Raw genomic sequence first — 20,603 nt, forward strand, 5'->3', positions numbered from 1 at the left:
TTTTACCAGGTCACCATCATCTTGCGGACGCCGTAGTTGGTGCCGTGGGTGTCCATCTCCACCTCGTCGACCGGGGTGGCCAGCCGCAGGCCCGGGAAGCGGGTGAACAGCTGCGGCAGGATGGTCTTGAGCTCGGCGCGGGCCACGTTCTGGCCCAAGCACTGGTGCACGCCGTAGCCGAAGGCCAGGTGCCGGGTCATCTTCCGCTCGAAGTCCGGTGCCTCGGGATTGTCGAAGGCGCGCGGATCGCGGTTGGCCGCGGGCATCGCCACGACCACCAGGTCGCCCTCGGCGATCTGCTGCCCGCCGATCTCCAGGTCCTCCTTGGCGGTGCGGCCGAGTCCGAACTGGACGATGGTGAGGTAGCGCAGCAGTTCCTCGACCGCCGGCCCGATCTTGTCGGGGTTGTCCTGCACGAACCGCCGCTGCTCGGGGTGGGTGAGCAGGGTGAGCGAGGACAGGCCGATCATCGCCATGGTCGTGTCGTGCCCGGCGAACAGCAGCAGAACCCCGATGCTGATGAGGTCCTCGTCGGTGAGGAACGAGTCCTCTTCCTGGCTGGTGCGGATCAGGTCGGCGAGCAGACCCTCGGCGTCCGGGTCGGCGCGCTTGACGGCGATGAGTTCGGTGATGTAGTCGATCAGCCACTTGCCGCCCTGCGCGCGTTCGTCGCGGGACTTGCTGACGTCCATCATCACCTCGGTGGCGTGGTGGAACCCGTCCCGGTCGGCGTAGGGCACGCCCAGGATCTCGCAGATCACCAGGCAGGGGATCGGCAGTGCGAGGTGTTCGATGAGGTCCACCGGCCCGTTCGCGCCCAGCCTCTCGATCTCGTCGAAGTGCTCGGTGACGATCCGGTCGATGTAGGGCTGCAGGTTGCGCTGGATGTACTTCGGGGTGAAGCGTCCCGAAAGCAGGCGCCGGTAGGTGCCGTGTTCGGGCTCGTCCATCATCACGAAAGTCGGGTTGATGCCTTCGCTGGCGTCGCTGGCGTCGGTGCCTTCCTCCGCCGGGATGTCGTGGCGTGGCCGGAAAGCGCTCATCCTCGGGTCGGAGAAGACCTGGCTGCCTTCCTCGAAGCGGGTCACCAGCCAGCCGTCCCGGCCGCTGGGGAAGCGGACGCGGACGATCGGCTGCTCTTCGCGCAGCTGGTCGTACTCCAGGGGCGGGTCCAGCAGTCGCTGCCGGGCCGTGGGCATCTCGGGCAGGTCGGTCATTTCTGCTCCTTCGTTTCGTGCACGCGCAGCGCGGCTTCGACTCCGTTGTTGACCTGGGTTCCGTTTCCCCAGCCGACGTAGTAGTGCAGGTGCAGCACGGCTTCGCGCAGTTCCTCGGCGGTGAACTCACCGTTCGCCAGCGCGCCTTCGACCTGGATCTGGATCAGATCGGCACGGCCCAGCGCGGCGGTGGCCCCGATGACGAGCAGCCGCCGGTCCCGCACGGAAAGGCCCGGCCGTGACCAGATCTCGCCGAAGAGGTGGTCGACGGTCTTCTCCAGCATCGGGCTGCGTTCGGCGGGAAGGTTCCCGCTGAAACCGGCGCCGTAGACCTTGTCCATCATGGACATACCGAGTTCGGTGTCACCGGACATCAGACGTCTCCTCGCTCTGGAATTTCGATCGTTTCGGCGCCGTGCGCCCTCGTGACGTCGACCAGTGGAACCGGGACGGACTGGTGCGCGGCCAGTTCCTGTGCCGCCGCGAGGTCCTTGTCGAGCAGCTGCCGCACCTGCGGAACCCCCGCGCGGATTCCCGGATCCGCGGCATGGCGCATGCGCTGCCAGGTGAACAGCGTGCTGCCCTCAGGATCAGCCGCCTCGACCACGTTGATCAGATTCGCCGGGTCGACTCCGGCCGACGCGGCCAGCGCGGCGGCTTCATGCACCGCGCGCCAGGTCCCGTAGGTGATCACATTACGGGCGATCTTGGTCGCCATGCCCGCTCCGAGCAGGCCACAGTGGACGATCTCCTTGCTGAAGTCCACCAGTACCGGACGCGCCTTCTCCACAGCGGATTCGTCGCCACCGAGGATCGCCACCAGCCCGTTCTGGGCGGCCTTGTCGCCTGGAGTGACCCCGCAGTCCAGCAGCGCGACATCGTGTTCGGCGCAGAGCTCGGCCAGCTCGTGCACCACCGGCACCGCGACGGTGCACAGCAGCACGACGACCAGGCCCGGATGAGCGCCCGCGAGCACGCCCTCGGGACCGGAGAGCACGGTGCGAGCCTGGTCGGCGTCGACGACGGCCACCAGCACGACGTCACTGGCCCGGGCTACCTCGGCCGGTGAGGCGAGTGGCGCGGGCACACCAGCGAGTTCGTCGGCGGCGTCCGGGCGGATGTCGTAGACGGCCGGGACGCGGCCGCGGCGGGCCAAGCTGACGGCGACACCGCCGCCGATCATGCCCAGCCCGATCACGCCCGCCCTGACGTCCTGCTTCGCAGTCATGCGGTGGCTCCTTCCTGGGAAACGGCCGCGTCCCAAGCGGTTCGGCTCGCCACGTGAGCCCTGGCGGCTCGCACCGGGCGCACCATGTTGATGCCGACCGCGGCCCGCACGACCTCGTCGCGGCCGTAGAGCGCGACTAGCCTGCCGTCGGCCAGGCCGCCGTCGGTGACGGCGAAGCGGTCCGCGCCGCGGGGCAGGCCGTAGATCTGGATCTTGCGGTCGTACTGGTCGGACCAGATGTAGGGCACCGGGGCGAACGGCTTCGGCTCGCCGAGAATGTTGCGCGCGACCGCCATGCCCTGCTCCGCGGCGTTCGTGCGGTGCTCGATCCGCAGGCGCTCGCCCAGCGTCGGGTGCTGCCAGGACGCGACGTCGCCCGCGGCCCACACACCGGGTGCAGCCCGGCAGAACTCGTCGCACACCACGCCGTCGCCGACCTCGATGCCGCTGCCGCCCAGCCACTCGGTGTTGGGCACCGAGCCGATCGCGACCAGCACGGCATCCGCCTCGATGACCCGGTCGTCGGCCAGTCGTACGCCGGCGACCCGGCCGTCGCTGGTCAGCACCTCCTTGACCAGCACCCCGGTGATGACCTCGACACCATGCTCGCGATGGGTGTCCACGAGTAGCCGACCAAGGTCGTCACCGAGCACGTCGGACAGCGGCGCCTGCAGATCCGACACCAGCGTGACGTCCGCGCCCACCTGCCTGGCGACGGCTGCGACCTCGGCGCCGAGGAAGCCCGCGCCCACGATCACCAGCCGGGGCTTCGCCTCCAGCTCCGCCCGCAACGCACGAGCGTCCGCCAGCGTCCGCAGCACGTGCACGCCCGGTACATCGTCAGTCCCGGGCAACCGGCGCGGGCGCACACCGGTGGCGATCACCAGCTCGTCGTAGGGCACCGTCGAACCATCGGCGAGCTCCACGTTTCGCGCCGCGGCATCCGCGCCGGTCGCGCGAACGCCCAGCCGCAGGTCAAGGTCCAACGCATCGATAGCGGACTCCTCGCGAAGCCAGACGCGCTGCTCGGGCCACTTGCCGGAGAGGATCTCCTTCGACAACGGCGGCCGGTCGTAGGGCGCCGAGTCCTCGTCGCCGATCATCGTGATCGAGCCGTCGAAACCCTCGCGGCGCAGCGTCTCCGCCACCGAGAGCCCGGCAGCCGAAGCACCCGCGACGACCACCCGAGACGGCCGACTCATTCGTCCACCAGGATGGCCGCCGCCGGGCACACGGCCGCCGCCTCGCGAGCGACAGCGTGCTGATCCTCCCCCGGCTCCGCGTCGAGCAGGATGACGACCCCGTCGTCGTCACGCTGGTCGAAGACGTCGGGCGCGACCAGCACGCACTGCCCCGCGCCGCAGCATTTCCCCTCGTCAATCGTGATGTGCACGCGTTCCTCCGATCACCCGAGAACTTAACCTAACTAAGTTCAGTTACCGTAGGCTAGCTCTGGTCGCGCGATCGGGAATGCCGAGGTGGGGTGATTCAGGGCACAAAGACCAACGGGAGCGTCACTGATGATCACGTGGATCGGACAGACCGCGCCGGCGCATCGCCACGCCGTGGCGGTGCAAGATCGCACTAACAGTGCGGCGCTCGATGCCGAACTGATCACCCAGCTCGTAGACGGTTGAGCCCGACGTGTACGGCGATCAGTTGCTGCACCTGCGCGTCGGAGAGTCGCCGGGCTCGGCCGGGCCGTGTCCGCTGGAGTGTTGGTTGGATTGGCGCGTCCAGGTCCGGCAGCTTCCGCCGCAGCGTTTCCGGCGCGCCGACCAGGTCTTCTGTGTTCGAGTAAGCTCCCCCAACCTCCACTCCGCGATTGGAAACGCCCTGCTCACGCAGAGCGTTTCGCTTTATCGCTTCGTCATTGCTTTGGGGGTCGAACCCCCCAAGCCCCCACGGTGCGGTGGCCTCCGTGTCCTCGGCCCAGGACCAATCCGCACCCCCATACCGGAGATTGCATCTCCGTTTGGATGGTACGGTAAAACGGAGATTGAATCTCCGGAAGAGGGGTTGGCAGATGGCAGAAACGGTTGTCGTCACAGGCGGCACGGGCTACGTGGCCGGTTGGGCGATCGTCGCGCTGGTCGAGCGTGGCTACACGGTGCGGACCACGGTCCGCACATCGGGCAAGGAGAAGGCGGTCCGGGACGCCGTCGCCTCGGTTGTCGATCCCGGTGATCGGCTGAGCTTCGTGCACGCCGACCTGTTGCGGGACGAGGGGTGGGACGCGGCGATGACCGGCGTCGACTGCGTGCTGCACGTGGCGTCGCCTCTCGGTGACGAGCGTTCGAAGGACGCCGAAGCCCTCATCGTTCCCGCGCGTGACGGTGCGTTGCGTGTGATCGGTGCGGCCACGCGGGCAGGGGTGCGACGTGTCGTCATGACTTCGGCCGCCAACGCGGCCAGCCCGGCGTCGTACACCTCGGAGGGCGTGACGGACGAAACGTTGTGGACGATCGACGACCCGTCGCTGTCGGCGTACCGGCGGTCGAAGACACTGGCGGAGAAGGCGGCATGGGACTTGATGGCTGACTACGACGGCCCGACCGAGCTGACGACTGTGCTCCCCGGCGCAGTGTTCGGCCCGATCCTGACCGCCGACAACATCGGCAGCACGCAGATCATTCAGCGGATGCTGCAGGGCAAGACGCGGGGCGCCCCCAAGATCGGCCTGGAAGTCGTGGATGTGCGCGACTTGGTGGACCTGCACATCCGCGCGATGACCTCTCCCGACGCAGCCGGACAGCGGTTCCTGGGCACAGGCGAGTTCATCTGGATGAGCGAGATCGCCCAAGCGCTCAAGACCGAGCTGGGTGAGAAGGCGGCCTCGGTTTCCACCCGCGAACTGCCGAACCTCGCGGTGCGGATCGCGGCGCTGTTCGACCCGTCGTTGCGGGCGATCACGATCTCACTCGGACGACGCAACCGGCACAGCACCGCGAAAGCCGAGCGCGTGCTGGGTTGGAAGCCGCGCCCCGCAGCGAGGACGGCTGTCGAGTGCGCCGAGAGCTTGATCGCGCACGGGGTGGCCTGATGCGGGAAGGAGAGCCAGCGATGACCGCGACAGCCGTCCCCTTGAGCAGCCCTCGGAGCACCCGCCGATGGTGGATGCTCGCCACGATCGGCGTGGCGCAGCTCATGGTTTCCCTCGACTCCACGATCATGAACGTCGCCCTCCCCTCGATACAGGACGACCTCGGGTTCAGCGACGGGGTTCGCTCCTGGATCCTCACCGCCTACGCCCTCGCCTTCGGCAGTCTCCTCCTAGGGGGCGGACGGCTCGCCGATCGGTTCGGCAGGCGCCGCGTCTTCTTCGTCGGTCTCATTGGCTTCGCGGTCGTCTCAGCGATCCGCGGCGTCGCTGTGGACTTCGGCATGCTCGTCGCCGCCCGCGCCGCACAAGGAGTGTTCGCTGCGCTCCTCACCCCGGCTACCCTCGCGCTCGTCACAACCAACTTCCCGCATGGCCCCGACCGGGCGCGGGCGTTCGGCATCTACGGCGCCATCAGCGGCGCTGGTGGTGCGATCGGTTTGGTCGTCGGCGGCGCGCTGACCGAGTACCTGTCGTGGCGGCCGACGATGTTCGTCAACGTGTTCTTCGCGATTCCGGCGGTGATCGCGGCGTTTATGCTGATCGCGGCAGACGAGGACTCCCGCCGCGTGCGGCTCGACCCGTTCGGCACCCTGACCGTGTCGCTGGGTCTGTTCGCTCTCGTCTACGGGCTGACCAACGCTGGCCACGATGGCTTGACCGCGCCGCTCACGATCGTGCTCCTCGCCAGCGGAGTCGTGCTGCTCGTGGCGTTCGGCCTGTGGCAGGCTCGCGCGAGTGCACCCCTGCTCCCGCTGCGCGTGCTCGTCGACCGAGACCGGGCGGGCGGGCTGATCGTGCTGTTCATCGGTATCGCGGGCTTGCTCGCCGTGATCCTGCTGAGCGTCTACTACGTGCAAGGCGTTCTAGGTTGGAGCGTGGTCCGAACCGGCATTGCGTTCCTCCCGGAGCCAGCTGCGATGGTCCTCGCTGGAGTCTTCGTCGGGCCGCGCCTCGTCCGCCGACTCGGAGCCAAGGTCGTCGTGCCGGTGGGACTCGTCGTCGCAGCAGCGGGGATTCTCCTCCTGACCCGGCTGGACGGGACCAGCGACTACGCGTACGACATCCTTCCCACCCTCGTCCTGCTCGGCCTTGGCCTGGGACTGTCCTTGCCGGTCGCCATCGGGCTGGCTACTCGGGGTTTGCGGAACGACGACGCGGGCGTCGGCTCCGCCCTCGTCGGAACAGTGCAGCAAGTAGGTGGTTCGATCGGCGTTGCCGTCATCAACGCAATCGCAACCTCGGGGGCCGCTGCCTACTTCGCGACCGCGACCACATCACGCACCGCGCCGATCGACGCCATCGTCTACGGTGACGTCCGGGCGTTCGCGGTCGTGGTCGCACTGTTGGTGGCCGCCGCGCTCGTCGCAGGTCTGCTGCTGCGTCGACGCTCGCGTGAGGAGGAACCGGCGGCGGACAGCGTGCAGCGTGAAAGGATCAGCATGTGAGCGCCCCCAGGTCGAAGAGCACTCGCAGGGACTCGGTTCGGAATCGGGAGTTGCTCATCGAGGCCGCCCGCGAAGTCTTCGCCCAGCAGGGGTTCGGCGCCACGCTCGACGACATCGCACGGCACGCCGGTCTCGGTACGGGCACTGCTTACCGCCACTTCGCGAATAAGCACGCGATCGCCGCGGAGGTGCTTCGCGAAGCCACCGAACAGATCGTCATCGACGCCCGTGAAGCGCTCGATGTTGACGATCCGTGGGATGCGCTCGCGCAGTTCTTCGAGCGCACAGCCGCGCGCCAAGCGGCCGACCGCGGACTCTATGAAACTCTTACCGGCCAAGGGGACTACGAGGCACAGGCACGCATCTGGCCCCAGATCGTTGCCACTGTCACCGAGCTGTTCGACCGCGCGCAGCGCTCGGGGGCCGTGCGATCCGACGCTGCGCCCCAAGATGTCGCCGCGATCCTCGCCATGATGGGCCCCGCGTTCGAGATGAGTCGCGAGATCGGCCCGGATCTTTGGCGACGCTACCTGGCCCTCTTCCTAGATGCGCTCCATGCTGGTCGCCATCACGACCTGCCAGTGCCGCCACCGCCGGTGGAGTCGCTTGACGCCATCCTCCGGGCTGGCAAGCGACGCAACTGAACTCGCACCCCTTACGGCTCACGACGTTATGCCGCCGTCGGAACCCCGCCCGCCAATCACCGCTGCGTGGCAACGAATCACCAGCCGCACCTCATCGCCCTGGGCATCCTGGTAGTCATGGACCGGTCACGACCTGGAGACGCAGACGGAGTGGAAAGGCGCTTTTCATGGCTGGACTGGCGACCCGGTACCTCTACCTCACCCGGCACGCCGAACCGTTGCCCGGAGGGGATGGCTTGAGCGCTCTCGGACGTCGGCAGGCCGATCTGCTCGGGCGACGGCTGAGAGGCGCGCCGCTGTCGGCGCTCTACCACGGTCCGCTCTCCCGGGCGGCGGAGACGGCGCAGCTGATCAGCGAACAGCTCGGCGGCGTCAAGCCCGAGGAGTCGGAGGTCGTCGGCGACTACGTTCCGCACTCCCCCGGCAAGGCCGAGCTTCCGGAGGAGTGCGCGGACTTCCTCTTGGACTTCGTCGCTCAGTTTCCACCGGAGGAGCGCGAGCGCGGGTTGACGTTCTCACGCGAGGCGCTCAAGCGTTTCGCCGGTCCGGTCGAGGGAGAAGAGGATCAGCACGTCCTGCTGGTGACCCACAATTTCCTCATCGGCTGGCTGGTTCGTGCTGCTCAGGATGCGCCCGACTGGCGTTGGCTGGGGCTGAACCACTGCCATGCGGCCTTGACGGTCATCCGGTACGCACCGGGCCGACCGTCGTCCGTGCTGTTCTACAACGACATGTCGCACCTCCCAGCCGAACTGCGCTGGACCGGCTTCGACCCCGACCTGAGCGCCCAGCTGCGCGGAATCTCCTGACCGAGCTAGATCCGTCGACGGTTGATATCGCGGTGGCGGGCTCCGGCCGATCAGGCAGTCGTCAGTGGGCTGCGCACGCCGTGTCAGGTCGGTGTCAGGTCGGCCGATGACAGTGGTCGCATGACGAATTCAGCTCTCGTCGGGTGCCTGTGGGCGCATTCCACGTTCAAGGGGCGAGCGTGACCGCGACCAACTCACGCCAGCTCGCCTGCGCCCCCTCCTGCGTCGCCTCGGTGAACCGCGCGTCACCGAGGCGATGTCGCGTGGCCTGCTCAATCCGGGCCACATCCGGTTGGGAACGATCCTTCAGACCGCGCACTCCGGCGCTCGCCGCGAGCAGCCGCGCAGCCTGCTCGTGCTCTTCGTTGCGCAGCGCCAAGTCCGCGATCCCGACGAGTACCTGCGCGATCGAGGGTGCGTATCCCGCCTCGGACACCGCTTGGTAGGCCGCGATGCGGTGTTCGCGGGCCTCGCCGAGATCCTCGGCAAGGTATCCGAGCAGGTCTTGTACCGCCGCGCGGATGTTTGCCCGTTGGGCATCGCCCAGCACCGCTGTCGCGACGTCGAGTTGCCGGTGTGCCTGCTCGGCGTTGCCGCTCCAGCGCGCGAGCTCCGCTTTCGACAGGGCCAGCTCGGCCAGCGCATTCGGCCAAGCGACTCGTTCCGCGTACCGCTGCGCCTCGGCCATCGCAGCCGCGCTCGACTCCGCATCGCCCAACAGCCAGTACAACTGGGCCTGTCGCGACCGCATCGGCACGACATCCTCGACAGCACCGACCTCGGTGACGACCGCGATCGCCTGTTCGTAGTGCTGGCACGCACCGGCGAACTCACCGCGCACGGCCATTCGATCCGCCACTTCCGTCAAGGCGAACGAAATCCCCCACCGCTCGCCGATCGCGCGGAACTCGGTGAGTGCCATCTCCAGATACGCGTCCGCGTCCCGCTCGTCCTGGCCAACCGCGATCCGCATCTTGCCGAGTTGCAGCCGGGCGACGGCGCGTACCCAGGGATCCTCGTCGGCGAGCAGTGGTTCGAACGCGGACACGAATGCGTCCGGCCCGTGCAACAGGCGTTCCAGTGCGGCGACGAACCCCAGCAGCGGGTGACGGCTCTGACTGCGCTGGGTGAATCGGTACGCCTTCCGGATCCACTCCGCCGCCTGGTACGGGTCACTCCGCCCGGAGGTCATGAAAAAGGAGACGAATGCATGCACCTTGGCCCGGATCTCCTCGGCCACCTCGCCGGGCGCGTCAGTCGCCGCCATGATCAGTTCGTTGCCCTCGGCCTTGTGCCCGCCGAACCACCAGTACCACCCAGCGGACGCCGCGAGCCGCATCGCCCCGCGCGCCTCGCCGACCGCTAGCGCATTGCGCATCGCGGCACTGATGTTGTCGTGCTCGACCTGAAGCGTGGCAAGCCATTCCAATTGCTCGGCGCGGCGAAGATGCGGCTCCGCGGCTTCGACGAGTTCGGTGAAGTACGCGAGATGCGCGTGGCGCGCGAGATCCGCCTCCCCCGCCTCCAGAAGCCGGTGTCCGGCGTACTCCTTGACCGTGCCCAGCATCCGGTAGCGCGGCGCTTTGTCGCCTTTGGTGACCACGAGCGACTTCTCGGTCAGCGCGGTCAGCAACTCAAGCACGTCCCCCGCGTCGGCCGAATCGCCCGCGCAGACCCGCTCGGCCGCTTCCAAGCTCGCACCACCGGAGAACACCGAGAGCCTGCGCAGGACCATCCGTTCGGCATCGGTGAGCAGTTCCCAGCTCCAGTCGATCACCGCGCGCAGCGTCCGGTGCCGGGGCAGCGCGGTGCGGCTGCCGCCGGTCAGCAGGCGGAAGCGGTCGTCGAGCCGGTCTGCGAGCTGATCGAGGGTCACGGTGCGCAACCTGGCCGCGGCGAGTTCGATGGCCAGGGGCATCCCGTCCAGCGCCCGGCAGACGCGCGCCATGGTCGACAACGTGCGGGCGTCGGTCGCGAGGTCCTTGCGCACGGCGCTGGCTCGGTCCAGCAGCAGCCGGACGGCCGGAGAGGACTCGATCTCGCCGGGGTCGGTGTCCCGCGCAGGCAGGGCCAACGGCGCGACGGCCCACAGTTCCTCACCGGTGATGCCCAGGGGTTCCCTGCTCGTCGCGAGGATCCGCAGCCGCTGGCACTCTCCGAGCACGCGATGGGCGAACTTCGCCGCGGACTCGATCACGTGCTCGCAGTTGTCCAGAATCAGCAACGCCTCCCGCTCGCGGATCGCGGCGATGACCCGGTCCGTCGGCTCCGCGTCCGGTGCCTCGCCGAGCAACGCATCCCGGAAGCCGAGCCCGCCGAGCGTCGCCTGCGCCACGTCACCGTCCGCGCCGATGGCCGCGAGTTCGACCAGCCATGCCCCGTCCGGCAGGTCACCGAGCAGCGTGCGCGCGGTTTCCGCGGCAAGCCTGGTCTTCCCCGCGCCGCCCGGCCCGATCAGGGTGGTGAGCCGATGTTCGGCGATGAGTTCGCGGACCGCGGCGACATCAGCGTCCTTGCCGACGAAGCTGGTCAGCTCGGCACGCACGTTGGTCTTCCGGTTTTCCTCCCGCTTTCCCAACTCGCCCCGCAGCAGCGCGACGTGCAATGCGGACAGCTCCGCTGAGGGGTCGACGCCCAGCACGTCGGCCAGGGTTTCCCTCGTGCGCTGGTACACCAGCAGCGCCTCGGTGTGGGGGCCGGGGGGGGCGCGGGGGGGGCGCAGCGCGGCGGCCCGCCCGGGGGGGGGCCGGGGGGGGGGGCCCCCCGCGGGGGGGTGGGCGCCCCCCCCCCCCCCCGGGGGGGGGGTCCCCCGGGGGCGCTGCAACCCCCCCCGCGCCGGGGGGCCGCCCCGGGCCGCCACGAGGGCGCGCATCAGCGCGGCGACAAGCCGTTCTCGTACCGGGTGCGCGGCCACCAAGTCGGTCAGTTCCGCGACCAGCCCCGCACCGTGGCCAAGGCTGATTTCCGCGTCGAACCGATCCTCCAAGGCTGTCAGACGTATCCCCTCAAGCCGGGTGACCGCCGCGTCAAACGCCGCACTGTCCTGCAAACCGACGTCCTGCATGGCCGCACCGCGCCACAATGCGAGGGCCTCGCGCAGCCGCCGTGGATCCTCGTCGTTGGGGGCCTGGCCGACGAGGCGTTCGAACCGCACGGCGTCGACAGCGTCGGGTTCCACCGTCAACCGGTAGCCGTTCGTCTGCCCCTCGACCAACCCTTCCGGCAGCGCCTTCCGCAGCCGGGAAACCAAGCGCTGCAAGGCATTCGCCGCGTCGGCGGGCGGGCGCTCACCCCAAATCCAATCGACGAGCCTCGCCTTCGGGACTACGTGACCTGCTTCGAGCGCCAGGGCGATCAACAGTCCGCGCAACCGGGCGCCCGGCACGTCGGCTAGGACGCCGTCATCCGTGCGAACCTCGAATGATCCGAGCAACCCAATCTGCACCTGGCTGATTTTGCCACGGGCGATTGGCATGGTTCCGATTGTTGACGCGGCGCAGCAGGTTGCCGAGGCCGACCACGTCCCCGGCATGGTCGGTGTCAGAGCCGTGTCAGTCGCGTGTCAGGTCCGTCGGCGAATGTGGCCGCAACAACCGCCGCGAAAGGAAATCCGATGAGCCAAACGGTTCCCATCCCGCACGGCCTCGCCATGGAACGCGATGCGGGCCCCTTCGACCCGCCCCGCGAGATCACCCGGCTCCGGGAGGCTCGCCCGGTCAGTCCCATAGTCATGCCCGACGGTCACGAGGGCTGGATCGTCACCGGCTACGACGCGGTCCGCGAGCTCATGGCCGACACCCGGTTCAGCTCCCGCCAGGACATCGGCATTCTCCACCTGCCCTACGAGACTCCTGGCATGCCGGTCCAGACCGAACCGTCTCCGCAGACGCCGGGCCTGTTCATCGCCATGGATCCGCCGGACCACACCCGGCTGCGGCGCAAGCTCACCGGCGCCTTCACCGTCAAGCGCATGAAAATGCTCGAAGATCAGATCATCGACATCGCTGAGCGGCAACTGGACGAACTGGCCCGCCTGACCCCGCCGGTCGACCTGGTCAAGGAGTTCGCGCTGCCGGTGCCGTCCCTGGTGATCTGCGAACTGCTCGGTGTCCCCTACGCGGACCGGGAGACCTTCCAGGTCAACTCCGCCAAGATCTTGGTCAAGGACCAGTCGCTCGACGAGAAGATCGCCGCGTACGGCGCAATGACCACGTACCTGGCCGAACTGGTCACGCGCAAGCGCGCCGAACCCGGCGAGGACATCCTGTCCGACCTGGCCCGCGATGACGACCTCACCATCGAGGAGCTGGTCGGCATCGGCTTCCTGCTGCTGCTCGCGGGCCACGAGACCACCGCCAACATGCTGGGACTGGGCACCTTCGCGCTCTTGGAACACCCAGAGCAGCTGGTCGAACTGCGCGCCCACCCGGAGCTGCTGCCCGGTGCCGTCGAGGAACTCATGCGCTACCTGTCCGTGGCCGACATCTTCTACCGCTACGCCGCGGAGGACATCGAACTCGGCGGCGAGACGATCGACAAGGGGTCGACCGTCGTGGTCTCGCTGCTCGCCGCCAACCGCGACCCCCAGCGCTTCGACAACCCCGACACCCTGGACATCCACCGCAATGCCCGCGGTCAGCTGGCCTTCGGCCACGGCGTCCACCAATGCCTCGGCCAGCAACTGGCCCGCGTCGAGATGCGCGCCGGTTTCGGCGGACTGCTGCGCCGCTTCCCGACCCTCAAGCTCGCCATCCCCGCCAGCGAGGTGAAACTCCGGACCGACATGAACATCTACGGCGTCCACGAACTGCCGGTCACCTGGACGGAAACGGCCCGGTAGAACCGTCGGCCGAGGGTGGGAACGCGCCTTGCGGGCCTGTCTTGCGGATCATCCCGGTGCGCGGCCCTGTCGACGGAATGCGTCGACAGGGCTCTTCGCGTTATGCCATTGGGAAGCGCCGCGTCGACTGATCCCGGTAGTCGGGAGTGCTCGCGGCTACGACTGTTCGACCTCGGAGTGTGTCGTCAGCAGCGTTTGAACGCGCTGCATGACGTCGAGCTGTGCGGGTTGTACAGGTCAACGAGGGCCTTCCCGATCGTCTTCATGGCGAATGCCTCGCCGCGAGGCGCGTCGTAGGTCGGTGCGCGCAGGTCCGGGTGCTCGTCGAATAGTTCTCGGAGGTAGGGCGCCATGCGCTCGGCGATGTCCTGGCGGGTCTGCTCGTCGGCGGAGTGTCCCGCTGGCGGTAGCAGCCGCTGTCCGGCGCCGCGCTGGATGTGACTCGCGCCACGCTGATCTCGGCTTGAGTGTGCCGCAACGGCACGAGTTCTCCTGGGTCCACCGCACCGCATCGCCTCTTAGCGACGGAAAGGACCGACCCATGATCGACCAGCAGGACACCCGCGAGGCCGACCAGCCCACCGAGCCGGTGCCCACCGGGCAGGCCGCAGCGCAGCCGACATTGCTCGACCAGATGGGCGGCCCGATGGGGTTCGTCTACTCGACCGTCCCGGTCGTCGTCTTCGTCGCGGCCAACGCCTTCCTGCCGCTGCTGATGACGATGGGCGTCTCGATCGCCGCCGGGCTGGCGCTCACCGGGTTCCGGTTGCTGCGCGGGGAGCGCTTCTCCTCGGCGGTCGGCGGGCTGGTGGGGATCGCGGCCGCCGTAGGCATCGTCGCGCTGACCGGGTCGGCGAAGGACTTCTTCGTGATCGGGATCTGGGCGGCGCTGGCTGGCTTCGTCGTCACGTTCGGCTCGGTGCTGGCCCGCCGACCGCTGACCGGCGCGATCTGGAACCTGATGCACGGTGGAAAGCACGCCTGGCGTGATGACAAAGTCTCGCTGCGCGCGCACGACGTCGCCACATTTGCCGCCGCGGCCGTGTTCGGTGCCCGGTTCGTCGTCAGCGAGTGGCTGTACCTCGCCGACTCCACCACCTGGCTGGCCGTCGCCAAGATCGCGATGGGGACGCCGCTGACGGTGTTGGCCGCGCTGGTCGTCGTCTGGGCGTTCCGGCGCACCACCAAGCGCCTCGTCAGCCACGTGTGACGGAAAATGCTCCGTCCAGGTATTGAGTGTGCCGCGACGGCCGAGTGTTTCGTCGGTGTTGATATGACCACCCGTTCGCCGAGGCAGACCTCAGCTGTGCGCTCGATGTCGTGTGCGTGCGTCCCGCCTCGGTGGACTGACCGATTGGAGTCTGGATGACTGGGGTACCGAATCGAGGGTCCCTGCCCAAGTCGATCGAGGTCGAGGAGTTCTTCGCGGATCCGGAGTTCTCCGGTGCGTCGATCTCGCCGGACGGGACGAGGATTGCGTACCTGGCGCCGAAGTACGGCCGGACGAACGTGTGGGTGCGGGGGATCGACGAAGAGCACGAGGACGCGGTGTGCGTCACGCACGACTCGCGGCGCGGCATCAAGACCTACTACTGGACCGACGATCCGCGTTGGCTGCTGTACCTGCAGGACACCGACGGCAACGAGGACTGGCACCTCTACCGGGTTGACCTCGATGCGCCGGACGAGCCAGCAGTCGACCTGACACCGATGCCGCCGGGATCGCGCGTGTTCGCCGCCGAGCCGCTTAAGTCGGTCCCTGGGAGCGTGCTCGCCTGGATGAACCAGCGCCCCATGTTCATCGACCTGTTCCGGATCGACGTCGCCACCGGCGAGACGACACTGCACCTGGAGCAACCCGAGCCGGGGGACAACATTCTGGTCGATCGTGACGGCGAGGCGGCGTTCCACTCCGTGCTGGCCGACGACGGCATCTACGAGTTCTACGCGATCGACCCCGGCACGGGGGAGAAGCGCCTCCTTCGCCGGTTGGGTGGCGCGGAGTACCCGGTGGGGGTGCCGCTGCAGGTGGTGACGCCCGATGGAAAGGGCCTGCTGGTCGGCGCCTACCAGGACTCCGACGATCTGCGGCTCGTCCGCATCGACCGGGAGACCGGCGAGGAGACCGTGGTCGCCGCCGTGGACGGGAACAGCCTGTGCACCCTGGGGCTGGTGGATCCCCGGCTGCCTCCGACCCTGTTCATCAGCCAGCGAACCGGAGAGGCCATCGCGGCCCGCTTCGTCGGCGACCGGCCCAGGATCGAGGTGCTGGACCCGCATTTCGCTGCGGTCTACGCCGAACTGGCGAAGCTTTCCGACGGCGTGCTGGGCACGGTGTCGTCGGACGAGTCGGAGCAGCGGTGGGTCGCGACGTTCATCCACGACCGCGAACCAGGACTGACCTGGTTCTACGACCACGGCACGGGAGAGAGCCGACTGCTGTTCCGCCCGTACCCGCGGCTGGACCCGGCTGACCTGGCCCCCATGACGGCGGTCCGCTTCCCGGCCCGCGACGGGCTGCCGCTGCACGCGTTCCTGACGCTGCCGGTCGGCGTCGAGCCCGAGGAGCTGCCGTTGGTGCTGCTCGTGCACGGCGGCCCGTGGGCGCACGACTCGTGGACCTACAGCCCGCCGGTGCAGTTCCTGGCCAACCGCGGTTACGCGGTGCTGCAGGTCAACTTCCGCGGCTCCTCGGGCTACGGGAAACGGCACATCACGAGTGCGATCGGCGAGTTCGCGGGCCGGATGCACGACGACCTGATCGACGCCGCGGACTGGGCGGTGGCGCAGGGCTACGCCGACCCGGACGGCATCGGCATCGCCGGAGGCTCCTACGGCGGTTACGCGGCGCTCGTCGGCGTCACGGTCACCCCGGACTACTTCGCTGCCGCGGTCGACTACGTGGGCATCTCGAACCTGGCGAACTTCATGCGGACCCTGCCGCCGTTCACCAAGCCCGCCTTGGCCAACAGTTGGTACCGCTACGTCGGCGACCCCGAGGACCCCGCCCAGGAAGCCGACATGCTGGCCCGCTCGCCCGTCACCATGATCGACCGGATCCGCACCCCGCTGCTGGTAGCCCAGGGCGCCAACGACGCCCGCGTGATCCAGGAGGAGTCCGACAACATCGTCACGCCCCTGCGGGAACGCGGCGTCCCCGTCGAGTACATCGTCGCCGCCGACGAGGGCCACGGCTTCGAGAACCCCGAGAACCAGATCCGGCTGTTCCGCGCCATCGAGCAGCACTTCGGCGAGCACCTAGGCGGCCGCCACGACACCGCCGCCTCGGCATAGACACCGCGCGGTCACGGCGAGGTCGAGTCCGAGCACGGATCGGCGGAATCGCGGACGATCAGGAGCGTCCACCGCTCTCCGGCAACCCCCAACGCTCGTGCCAGCGAGCAGTTGCGGTCCGTGTAGGTGCTGGGGAGGAACAGTCATCCTACCGTGTCAGTTCACTCACTGAACTAAACCGTGCTAAGGTGGATCAGTTCACTGACTGAACTAATACTGGAGCGGGCTGCCCGATGCACACCCCGATCATCATCGTCGACCTCGCCGACATCTCGGCTGAGCGCTGGTAGTGGCCTGCGGCAGCGGTCGCCCTCGTCGCTCGCGATCGGGCCACCCACCTCTTGACGCTAAGGAGTTGCTTGAATGAAGCCAGCCCTGAACCGAAGTGTGGCGGTGACCGGGCTCGGCGTCGTCTCGCCGGTCGGCATCGGCGTGAACGCGTTCTGGGAAGGACTGTCGCGTCCCACCGCGGCCGCGAACGTGCGGCGGCTCAGCGATTTCGACCCACGGCGCTGGATGTCGCACAAGCAGGCCCGAACCTCCGACATCGCAACGCAAATGGCCGTCGCGGCCGCGGATGAGGCATTGGCGGACGCCGGGCTGCTCGGGCACGCCGAGAGTGCTGATTCCGTCGGCTTCGCACCACACCTGATCGGCGTTGATCCCGAACTCGCCGCGGTCAGCTTGGGGACCGGCATCGGCGGCGTAGCCACGTTGGAGTCGCAGGCGGAGATCCTGAACCGGCAGGGCGAGCGCAGGGTCTCCCCGCATGTCGTACCCATGACCATGCCCAACGCGGGTGCCGCCGCGCTGAGCATCCGCTACGGGCTGCTTGGCAGCGCTGCGGTGATCACCACCGCCTGCGCGGCCGGTACCGACGCCATCGCCGCAGGGGCCAGGCTCGTCGCTGCGGGCGCTGCCGATCTCGTGATCGCTGGCGGGAGCGATTCCAGTCTCACCCCGACGTGCATCGCCGGGTTCACCAACATGCGTGCGCTGAGCCGCAGCGGAATTTCCCGTCCGTTCGATGCGCACCGAGATGGCCTCGCCGCCTCTCAAGCCAGCGGCATCATCGTGCTGGAACCCTTCGACCTCGCCCGAGCGCGGGGAGCGCGTATCTACATGACCATTGACGGCACGGCCTCCACTGCCGACGCGCACCACGTCACCGCACCCGCTCCTCATGGGGCCGGAGCCGAGCGATGCATGCGGATGGCGATCGAGGACGCTGGCTACCGTCCGCAGGACATCACCCATGTCAACGCGCACGGCACTTCGACGGCCCTCAACGACGCCGCCGAAGCCCACGCCATCCGCCGCGTCTTCGGTACCTCCCGTCCGGTCGTGACAAGCGTCAAGGGGGCCACCGGACATTCATTCGGCTCATCCGGGGCAGTGGAGGCAGTCGCCGTCGCGCTGACGATCGTCAACGAGCTCATCCCGCCGACACTCGGACTGTCCATACAGGACCCCGAGCTCGACATCGACGTGCCGCGTGAGCTGACGCCTTGGACGCCTCGGCCCGTGCTGTCCAACAGCTTCGGCTTCGGCGGACACAACGGCAGTCTCGTGCTCTCGCCGCCCGCCTGAGATCGACCGGGCCGAAGCGACAGCGACAAGCCCAGATCGCCGCATCACCATGCGCTACAACAATCCCGGCTGACGCGGTCGTGTCGGTTCATAGCCTTCAGTTTTGTCATGCCTTGGCGTGCATGCGTTCCTGAGCCCATTCCTCGAAGTTGGTCAGCGGGATGCCCAGGTCTCTCGCGTACTGCGGGCGGCCCGGCTGGCCTGCCGCGTTCAGCCACTCGTGCGACGCGCCCATTGCTGGCATCCCGGCGGCGAGGGCCTGCTGTTCGGTCATGTCCGGCGCGGACAGTCGAGTGCCCAGGGCGCGCGAGAGGACTTCGGCGATCTCCGTCATCGACAGGTAGTCGCTCGCCAGCTCCAGTTCGATCCCGTTGAACCGCTCCGGCGTGGCGATGGCCGCGGCGGCTGCCGTGCCGATGTCGTCTACCGCGACCAGGGACAGTCGGGTGTCGGGGTTGAGGACGCTGACCAGGCCGCCGTCGATGCCGCGCGGGAACAGGAACGCCATGGACGGCAGGAAGTTCTCCATGAAGAATCCGGGCTTGAGGAGCGTCCAGTGGGGGAAGCCTGCCGCGCGGACCCGGTCCTGGATCGCGGCCTTGGCACCGAGGGTGGGTTCCATCGAAGCCCAGCGGCCTTCGGCCCAGCCGGGAGTTTCGGTGTGCTGACCGGCGCCGGTGACGGACGTGTGCACGAACTGCGGCACTCCGGCGGCCAACGCGGCCTCGATGAGGTTGACGCCCTGGGTTACCTCGCCCGCGAAATCGAAGCCTTCTGCGGTCATGGCGGGCATCTGCACGGAGAAGACGGCGCGGGCGCCCTCGGCGGCCCGGATCACGGAATCGCGGTCGTGAAGATCGCCGGTGACCAGTTCGGCGCCGAGTGCCTCGACGGCCTTGGCCCGGTCGGTAGCCGGGTCGCGCACCAGGGCGCGGACGGGAACACCTGCCGCGCGCAGGGCGCGGGCGGTGGCGCCGCCCTGTTTGCCGGTGGCGCCGGTGACCAGGACGGGCGCGGGATCTGCGGACATGCTGCTCCTCGGGTACTCGCCGATTAAACGGCGGGGTCCGCCGTTTCCGCTCCGGTACGATATGGCGGGGCCCGCCATTTAGCAAACCTGGAGGTGACGCCATGCCCGAGCGCCAGCGTGCGGACGCCCGGCGCAACTACACGCGCATCCTCGCCGTGGCTGAGGAGGAGGTCGCGACCCGTGGTGCTGGCGCCTCTTTGGAACAGATCGCCCGCACCGCGGGGGTGGGCTCAGCGACCGTGCGCCGACACTTCCCCACTCGCCGCGCGCTGTTGGAGGCGGTCTCGCGGAAACGTATCGAGGCCCTGTGCGTCCGCGCCCACGATCTGACCGGCGAGGGCGACAGCCGCAACGCGCTCCTGGAATGGCTCAGTGACGTCGTCACCTACTGCGTCTCCGCCCGAGGACTGGCGGCCGCGCTGGCCTACGACGACACCGAGACCGACCCGGCGCACGAGAACACCTGCTCGGCGGCGCTGGAAGAAGCCGCAGAACCACTGCTGCGCCGCGCCGCACTGGATGGCACGGTCGCAACAAGCGTCACTGTCGCAGACCTGATCACGCTGATCGTCGGCATCGCCCTGGCCACGGAGCACTACCCGAACCCGGCCGCCGCAGCGGACCGGCTGTTCCGGCTGGCCGTGGCCGGACTGAGCCCGCAGATCTGAACAAACCGCTCGCAGCGTCCGTCGGCGGCATGACAGGGGGAGGTTCTAATGTCCTTGCCTGTGACTGAAACTTCCTCGTACCTCGGTGCGACCGCGGATGCTTACGATGCCGTCGCTGTCCGCTATGCCGAACTCCCCCGCGACGACCTTGACACTCTTTCGCTGGATCGCGCGGTGCTCGCCGCCTTCGCCGAGCTCGCGCGGGCCGATGGCGGGCGCGTCGCAGAGTTGGGATGTGGCCCTGGGCGTGTGACCGCGCACCTGCGGGACCTGGGGTTGGACGTCTTCGGCATCGACCTTTCGCCGGTGATGATCGACCTCGCCCGCGAGGCGTACCCGGACCTGCGGTTCGAGGTCGGCTCCATGGACGCCCTGGACCTGGCCGACGGTGCGCTGAACGGCATCGTGTCCTGGTATTCGGTCATCCACACCCCGCCGCGGGATTTGCCCTCGTACTTCGCCGAGTTCCGGCGGGTGCTCGCGCCCGACCGCCACCTCCTGCTCGGTTTCTTCGAGTCGGAGGGTGAGCCGGTTACCGCGTTCGACCACAAAGTTACGACGGCCTACCGGTGGCCGATCGACGACCTTGCGGGGCTAGCTAGGGCAGCTGGATTCATCGAAGTCGGCCGGATGCTGCGCGAGCCGTGCGAGGAGGAACGCTTCCGCCGGGGCCATCTGCTGATGCGCAGCGGCAAGCAGCTCAGTTGATCGCCTGCCCGTGAAGGCTTGTCGAGC

The 20,603-nt window shown here is 68.4% G+C and carries 18 protein-coding genes; 10 read left to right on the top strand and 8 right to left on the bottom strand.

Features of this window, described 5'->3' with window-relative positions:
* Positions 1 to 2 precede the first annotated feature (2 nt).
* Genes MOQ72_RS28220 through MOQ72_RS28240 form a run of 5 tightly spaced genes read right to left on the bottom strand, consistent with a single transcriptional unit; the run spans position 3 to position 3,838 of the window.
* A complete protein-coding gene (locus MOQ72_RS28220) occupies positions 3 to 1,217 on the bottom strand; it encodes a cytochrome P450 (RefSeq protein WP_242188757.1) in 1,215 nt (404 codons plus the stop codon).
* On the bottom strand, positions 1,214 to 1,591 hold the full coding sequence (locus tag MOQ72_RS28225) for a carboxymuconolactone decarboxylase family protein (protein WP_242188758.1): 378 nt from the start codon (positions 1,589 to 1,591) through the stop codon (positions 1,214 to 1,216). The genes MOQ72_RS28220 and MOQ72_RS28225 overlap by 4 nt, the downstream gene beginning before the upstream one ends.
* Positions 1,591 to 2,445, bottom strand: a complete 855-nt coding sequence (locus MOQ72_RS28230) for an NAD(P)-dependent oxidoreductase (protein WP_242188759.1) — start codon at positions 2,443 to 2,445, stop codon at positions 1,591 to 1,593. Before MOQ72_RS28230 ends, MOQ72_RS28225 begins: the two co-directional genes overlap by 1 nt.
* Complete coding sequence (locus tag MOQ72_RS28235; protein WP_242188760.1) at positions 2,442 to 3,647, bottom strand: NAD(P)/FAD-dependent oxidoreductase; 1,206 nt, start codon at positions 3,645 to 3,647, stop codon at positions 2,442 to 2,444. The genes MOQ72_RS28230 and MOQ72_RS28235 overlap by 4 nt, the downstream gene beginning before the upstream one ends.
* The gene (locus tag MOQ72_RS28240) at positions 3,644 to 3,838 is read right to left on the bottom strand and encodes a ferredoxin (protein WP_242188761.1); all 195 of its coding nucleotides are present in this window, start codon (positions 3,836 to 3,838) and stop codon (positions 3,644 to 3,646) included. The genes MOQ72_RS28235 and MOQ72_RS28240 overlap by 4 nt, the downstream gene beginning before the upstream one ends.
* A gap of 633 nt (positions 3,839 to 4,471) precedes the next feature.
* Between MOQ72_RS28240 and MOQ72_RS28250 the strand changes: the two genes are divergently transcribed.
* The 4 genes from MOQ72_RS28250 to MOQ72_RS28265 all read left to right on the top strand — a co-directional run bounded on the left by MOQ72_RS28250 (position 4,472) and on the right by MOQ72_RS28265 (position 8,446).
* Entirely contained in the window at positions 4,472 to 5,488 is a 1,017-nt protein-coding gene (locus tag MOQ72_RS28250) for an NAD-dependent epimerase/dehydratase family protein (protein ID WP_242188762.1), read from the top strand.
* A 20-nt stretch (positions 5,489 to 5,508) separates the two neighbouring features.
* Positions 5,509 to 6,993, top strand: a complete 1,485-nt coding sequence (locus MOQ72_RS28255) for an MFS transporter (protein WP_242188763.1) — start codon at positions 5,509 to 5,511, stop codon at positions 6,991 to 6,993.
* A 50-nt stretch (positions 6,994 to 7,043) separates the two neighbouring features.
* Positions 7,044 to 7,637, top strand: coding sequence for a TetR/AcrR family transcriptional regulator (locus MOQ72_RS28260; RefSeq protein WP_242188764.1), 594 nt, complete (start codon positions 7,044 to 7,046; stop codon positions 7,635 to 7,637).
* A 167-nt stretch (positions 7,638 to 7,804) separates the two neighbouring features.
* Positions 7,805 to 8,446: a histidine phosphatase family protein gene (locus MOQ72_RS28265; RefSeq protein WP_242188765.1), complete on the top strand. Its 642-nt coding sequence runs from the start codon at positions 7,805 to 7,807 to the stop codon at positions 8,444 to 8,446.
* Positions 8,447 to 8,612: 166 nt separating this feature from the next.
* Here MOQ72_RS28265 and MOQ72_RS28270 read toward each other — a convergent pair whose 3' ends face one another.
* Entirely contained in the window at positions 8,613 to 11,891 is a 3,279-nt protein-coding gene (locus MOQ72_RS28270) for an AfsR/SARP family transcriptional regulator (protein WP_242188800.1), read from the bottom strand.
* 168 nt (positions 11,892 to 12,059) lie between these two features.
* Between MOQ72_RS28270 and MOQ72_RS28275 the strand changes: the two genes are divergently transcribed.
* Complete coding sequence (locus MOQ72_RS28275; RefSeq protein ID WP_242188766.1) at positions 12,060 to 13,286, top strand: cytochrome P450; 1,227 nt, start codon at positions 12,060 to 12,062, stop codon at positions 13,284 to 13,286.
* A gap of 185 nt (positions 13,287 to 13,471) precedes the next feature.
* On the opposite strand, the gene MOQ72_RS28280 is transcribed toward MOQ72_RS28275, so the two are convergent.
* Positions 13,472 to 13,639: a hypothetical protein gene (locus tag MOQ72_RS28280; RefSeq protein ID WP_242188767.1), complete on the bottom strand. Its 168-nt coding sequence runs from the start codon at positions 13,637 to 13,639 to the stop codon at positions 13,472 to 13,474.
* A gap of 188 nt (positions 13,640 to 13,827) precedes the next feature.
* On the opposite strand from MOQ72_RS28280, the gene MOQ72_RS28285 reads away from it, so the two are divergent.
* The 3 genes from MOQ72_RS28285 to MOQ72_RS28295 all read left to right on the top strand — a co-directional run bounded on the left by MOQ72_RS28285 (position 13,828) and on the right by MOQ72_RS28295 (position 18,170).
* Positions 13,828 to 14,496, top strand: a complete 669-nt coding sequence (locus MOQ72_RS28285; protein ID WP_242188768.1) for a DUF3159 domain-containing protein — start codon at positions 13,828 to 13,830, stop codon at positions 14,494 to 14,496.
* 155 nt (positions 14,497 to 14,651) lie between these two features.
* Complete coding sequence (locus tag MOQ72_RS28290) at positions 14,652 to 16,580, top strand: S9 family peptidase (protein ID WP_242188769.1); 1,929 nt, start codon at positions 14,652 to 14,654, stop codon at positions 16,578 to 16,580.
* A 363-nt stretch (positions 16,581 to 16,943) separates the two neighbouring features.
* Complete coding sequence (locus MOQ72_RS28295) at positions 16,944 to 18,170, top strand: beta-ketoacyl-[acyl-carrier-protein] synthase family protein (protein WP_242188770.1); 1,227 nt, start codon at positions 16,944 to 16,946, stop codon at positions 18,168 to 18,170.
* Between the two features lie 106 nt (positions 18,171 to 18,276).
* Here the strand turns inward: MOQ72_RS28295 and MOQ72_RS28300 are convergent, their stop codons facing one another.
* The gene (locus MOQ72_RS28300; protein WP_242188771.1) at positions 18,277 to 19,200 is read right to left on the bottom strand and encodes an NmrA family NAD(P)-binding protein; all 924 of its coding nucleotides are present in this window, start codon (positions 19,198 to 19,200) and stop codon (positions 18,277 to 18,279) included.
* 101 nt (positions 19,201 to 19,301) lie between these two features.
* Here MOQ72_RS28300 and MOQ72_RS28305 point away from each other — a divergent pair, with 101 nt between their 5' ends.
* Together MOQ72_RS28305 and MOQ72_RS28310 are read left to right on the top strand one after the other, a co-directional pair.
* Positions 19,302 to 19,868, top strand: a complete 567-nt coding sequence (locus MOQ72_RS28305; RefSeq protein ID WP_242188772.1) for a TetR/AcrR family transcriptional regulator — start codon at positions 19,302 to 19,304, stop codon at positions 19,866 to 19,868.
* Between the two features lie 60 nt (positions 19,869 to 19,928).
* Positions 19,929 to 20,576, top strand: a complete 648-nt coding sequence (locus MOQ72_RS28310) for a class I SAM-dependent DNA methyltransferase (protein ID WP_242188773.1) — start codon at positions 19,929 to 19,931, stop codon at positions 20,574 to 20,576.
* Positions 20,577 to 20,603: the final 27 nt, after the last annotated feature.

It is taken from the genome of Saccharopolyspora soli, from assembly GCF_022678645.1.
In the GTDB taxonomy this organism is placed as follows: domain Bacteria; phylum Actinomycetota; class Actinomycetes; order Mycobacteriales; family Pseudonocardiaceae; genus Saccharopolyspora; species Saccharopolyspora soli.

Bases quoted from the DNA above. Each gene is read 5' to 3' on its own strand.
- MOQ72_RS28220 (WP_242188757.1), bottom strand. From the start codon at position 1,217: ATGACCGACCTGCCCGAGATGCCCACGGCCCGGCAGCGACTGCTGGAC.
- MOQ72_RS28225 (WP_242188758.1), bottom strand. From the start codon at position 1,591: ATGTCCGGTGACACCGAACTCGGTATGTCCATGATGGACAAGGTCTAC.
- MOQ72_RS28230 (WP_242188759.1), bottom strand. From the start codon at position 2,445: ATGACTGCGAAGCAGGACGTCAGGGCGGGCGTGATCGGGCTGGGCATG.
- MOQ72_RS28235 (WP_242188760.1), bottom strand. From the start codon at position 3,647: ATGAGTCGGCCGTCTCGGGTGGTCGTCGCGGGTGCTTCGGCTGCCGGG.
- MOQ72_RS28250 (WP_242188762.1), top strand. From the start codon at position 4,472: ATGGCAGAAACGGTTGTCGTCACAGGCGGCACGGGCTACGTGGCCGGT.
- MOQ72_RS28255 (WP_242188763.1), top strand. From the start codon at position 5,509: ATGACCGCGACAGCCGTCCCCTTGAGCAGCCCTCGGAGCACCCGCCGA.
- MOQ72_RS28265 (WP_242188765.1), top strand. From the start codon at position 7,805: ATGGCTGGACTGGCGACCCGGTACCTCTACCTCACCCGGCACGCCGAA.
- MOQ72_RS28275 (WP_242188766.1), top strand. From the start codon at position 12,060: ATGAGCCAAACGGTTCCCATCCCGCACGGCCTCGCCATGGAACGCGAT.
- MOQ72_RS28280 (WP_242188767.1), bottom strand. From the start codon at position 13,639: ATGGCGCCCTACCTCCGAGAACTATTCGACGAGCACCCGGACCTGCGC.
- MOQ72_RS28285 (WP_242188768.1), top strand. From the start codon at position 13,828: ATGATCGACCAGCAGGACACCCGCGAGGCCGACCAGCCCACCGAGCCG.
- MOQ72_RS28290 (WP_242188769.1), top strand. From the start codon at position 14,652: ATGACTGGGGTACCGAATCGAGGGTCCCTGCCCAAGTCGATCGAGGTC.
- MOQ72_RS28295 (WP_242188770.1), top strand. From the start codon at position 16,944: ATGAAGCCAGCCCTGAACCGAAGTGTGGCGGTGACCGGGCTCGGCGTC.
- MOQ72_RS28300 (WP_242188771.1), bottom strand. From the start codon at position 19,200: ATGTCCGCAGATCCCGCGCCCGTCCTGGTCACCGGCGCCACCGGCAAA.
- MOQ72_RS28305 (WP_242188772.1), top strand. From the start codon at position 19,302: ATGCCCGAGCGCCAGCGTGCGGACGCCCGGCGCAACTACACGCGCATC.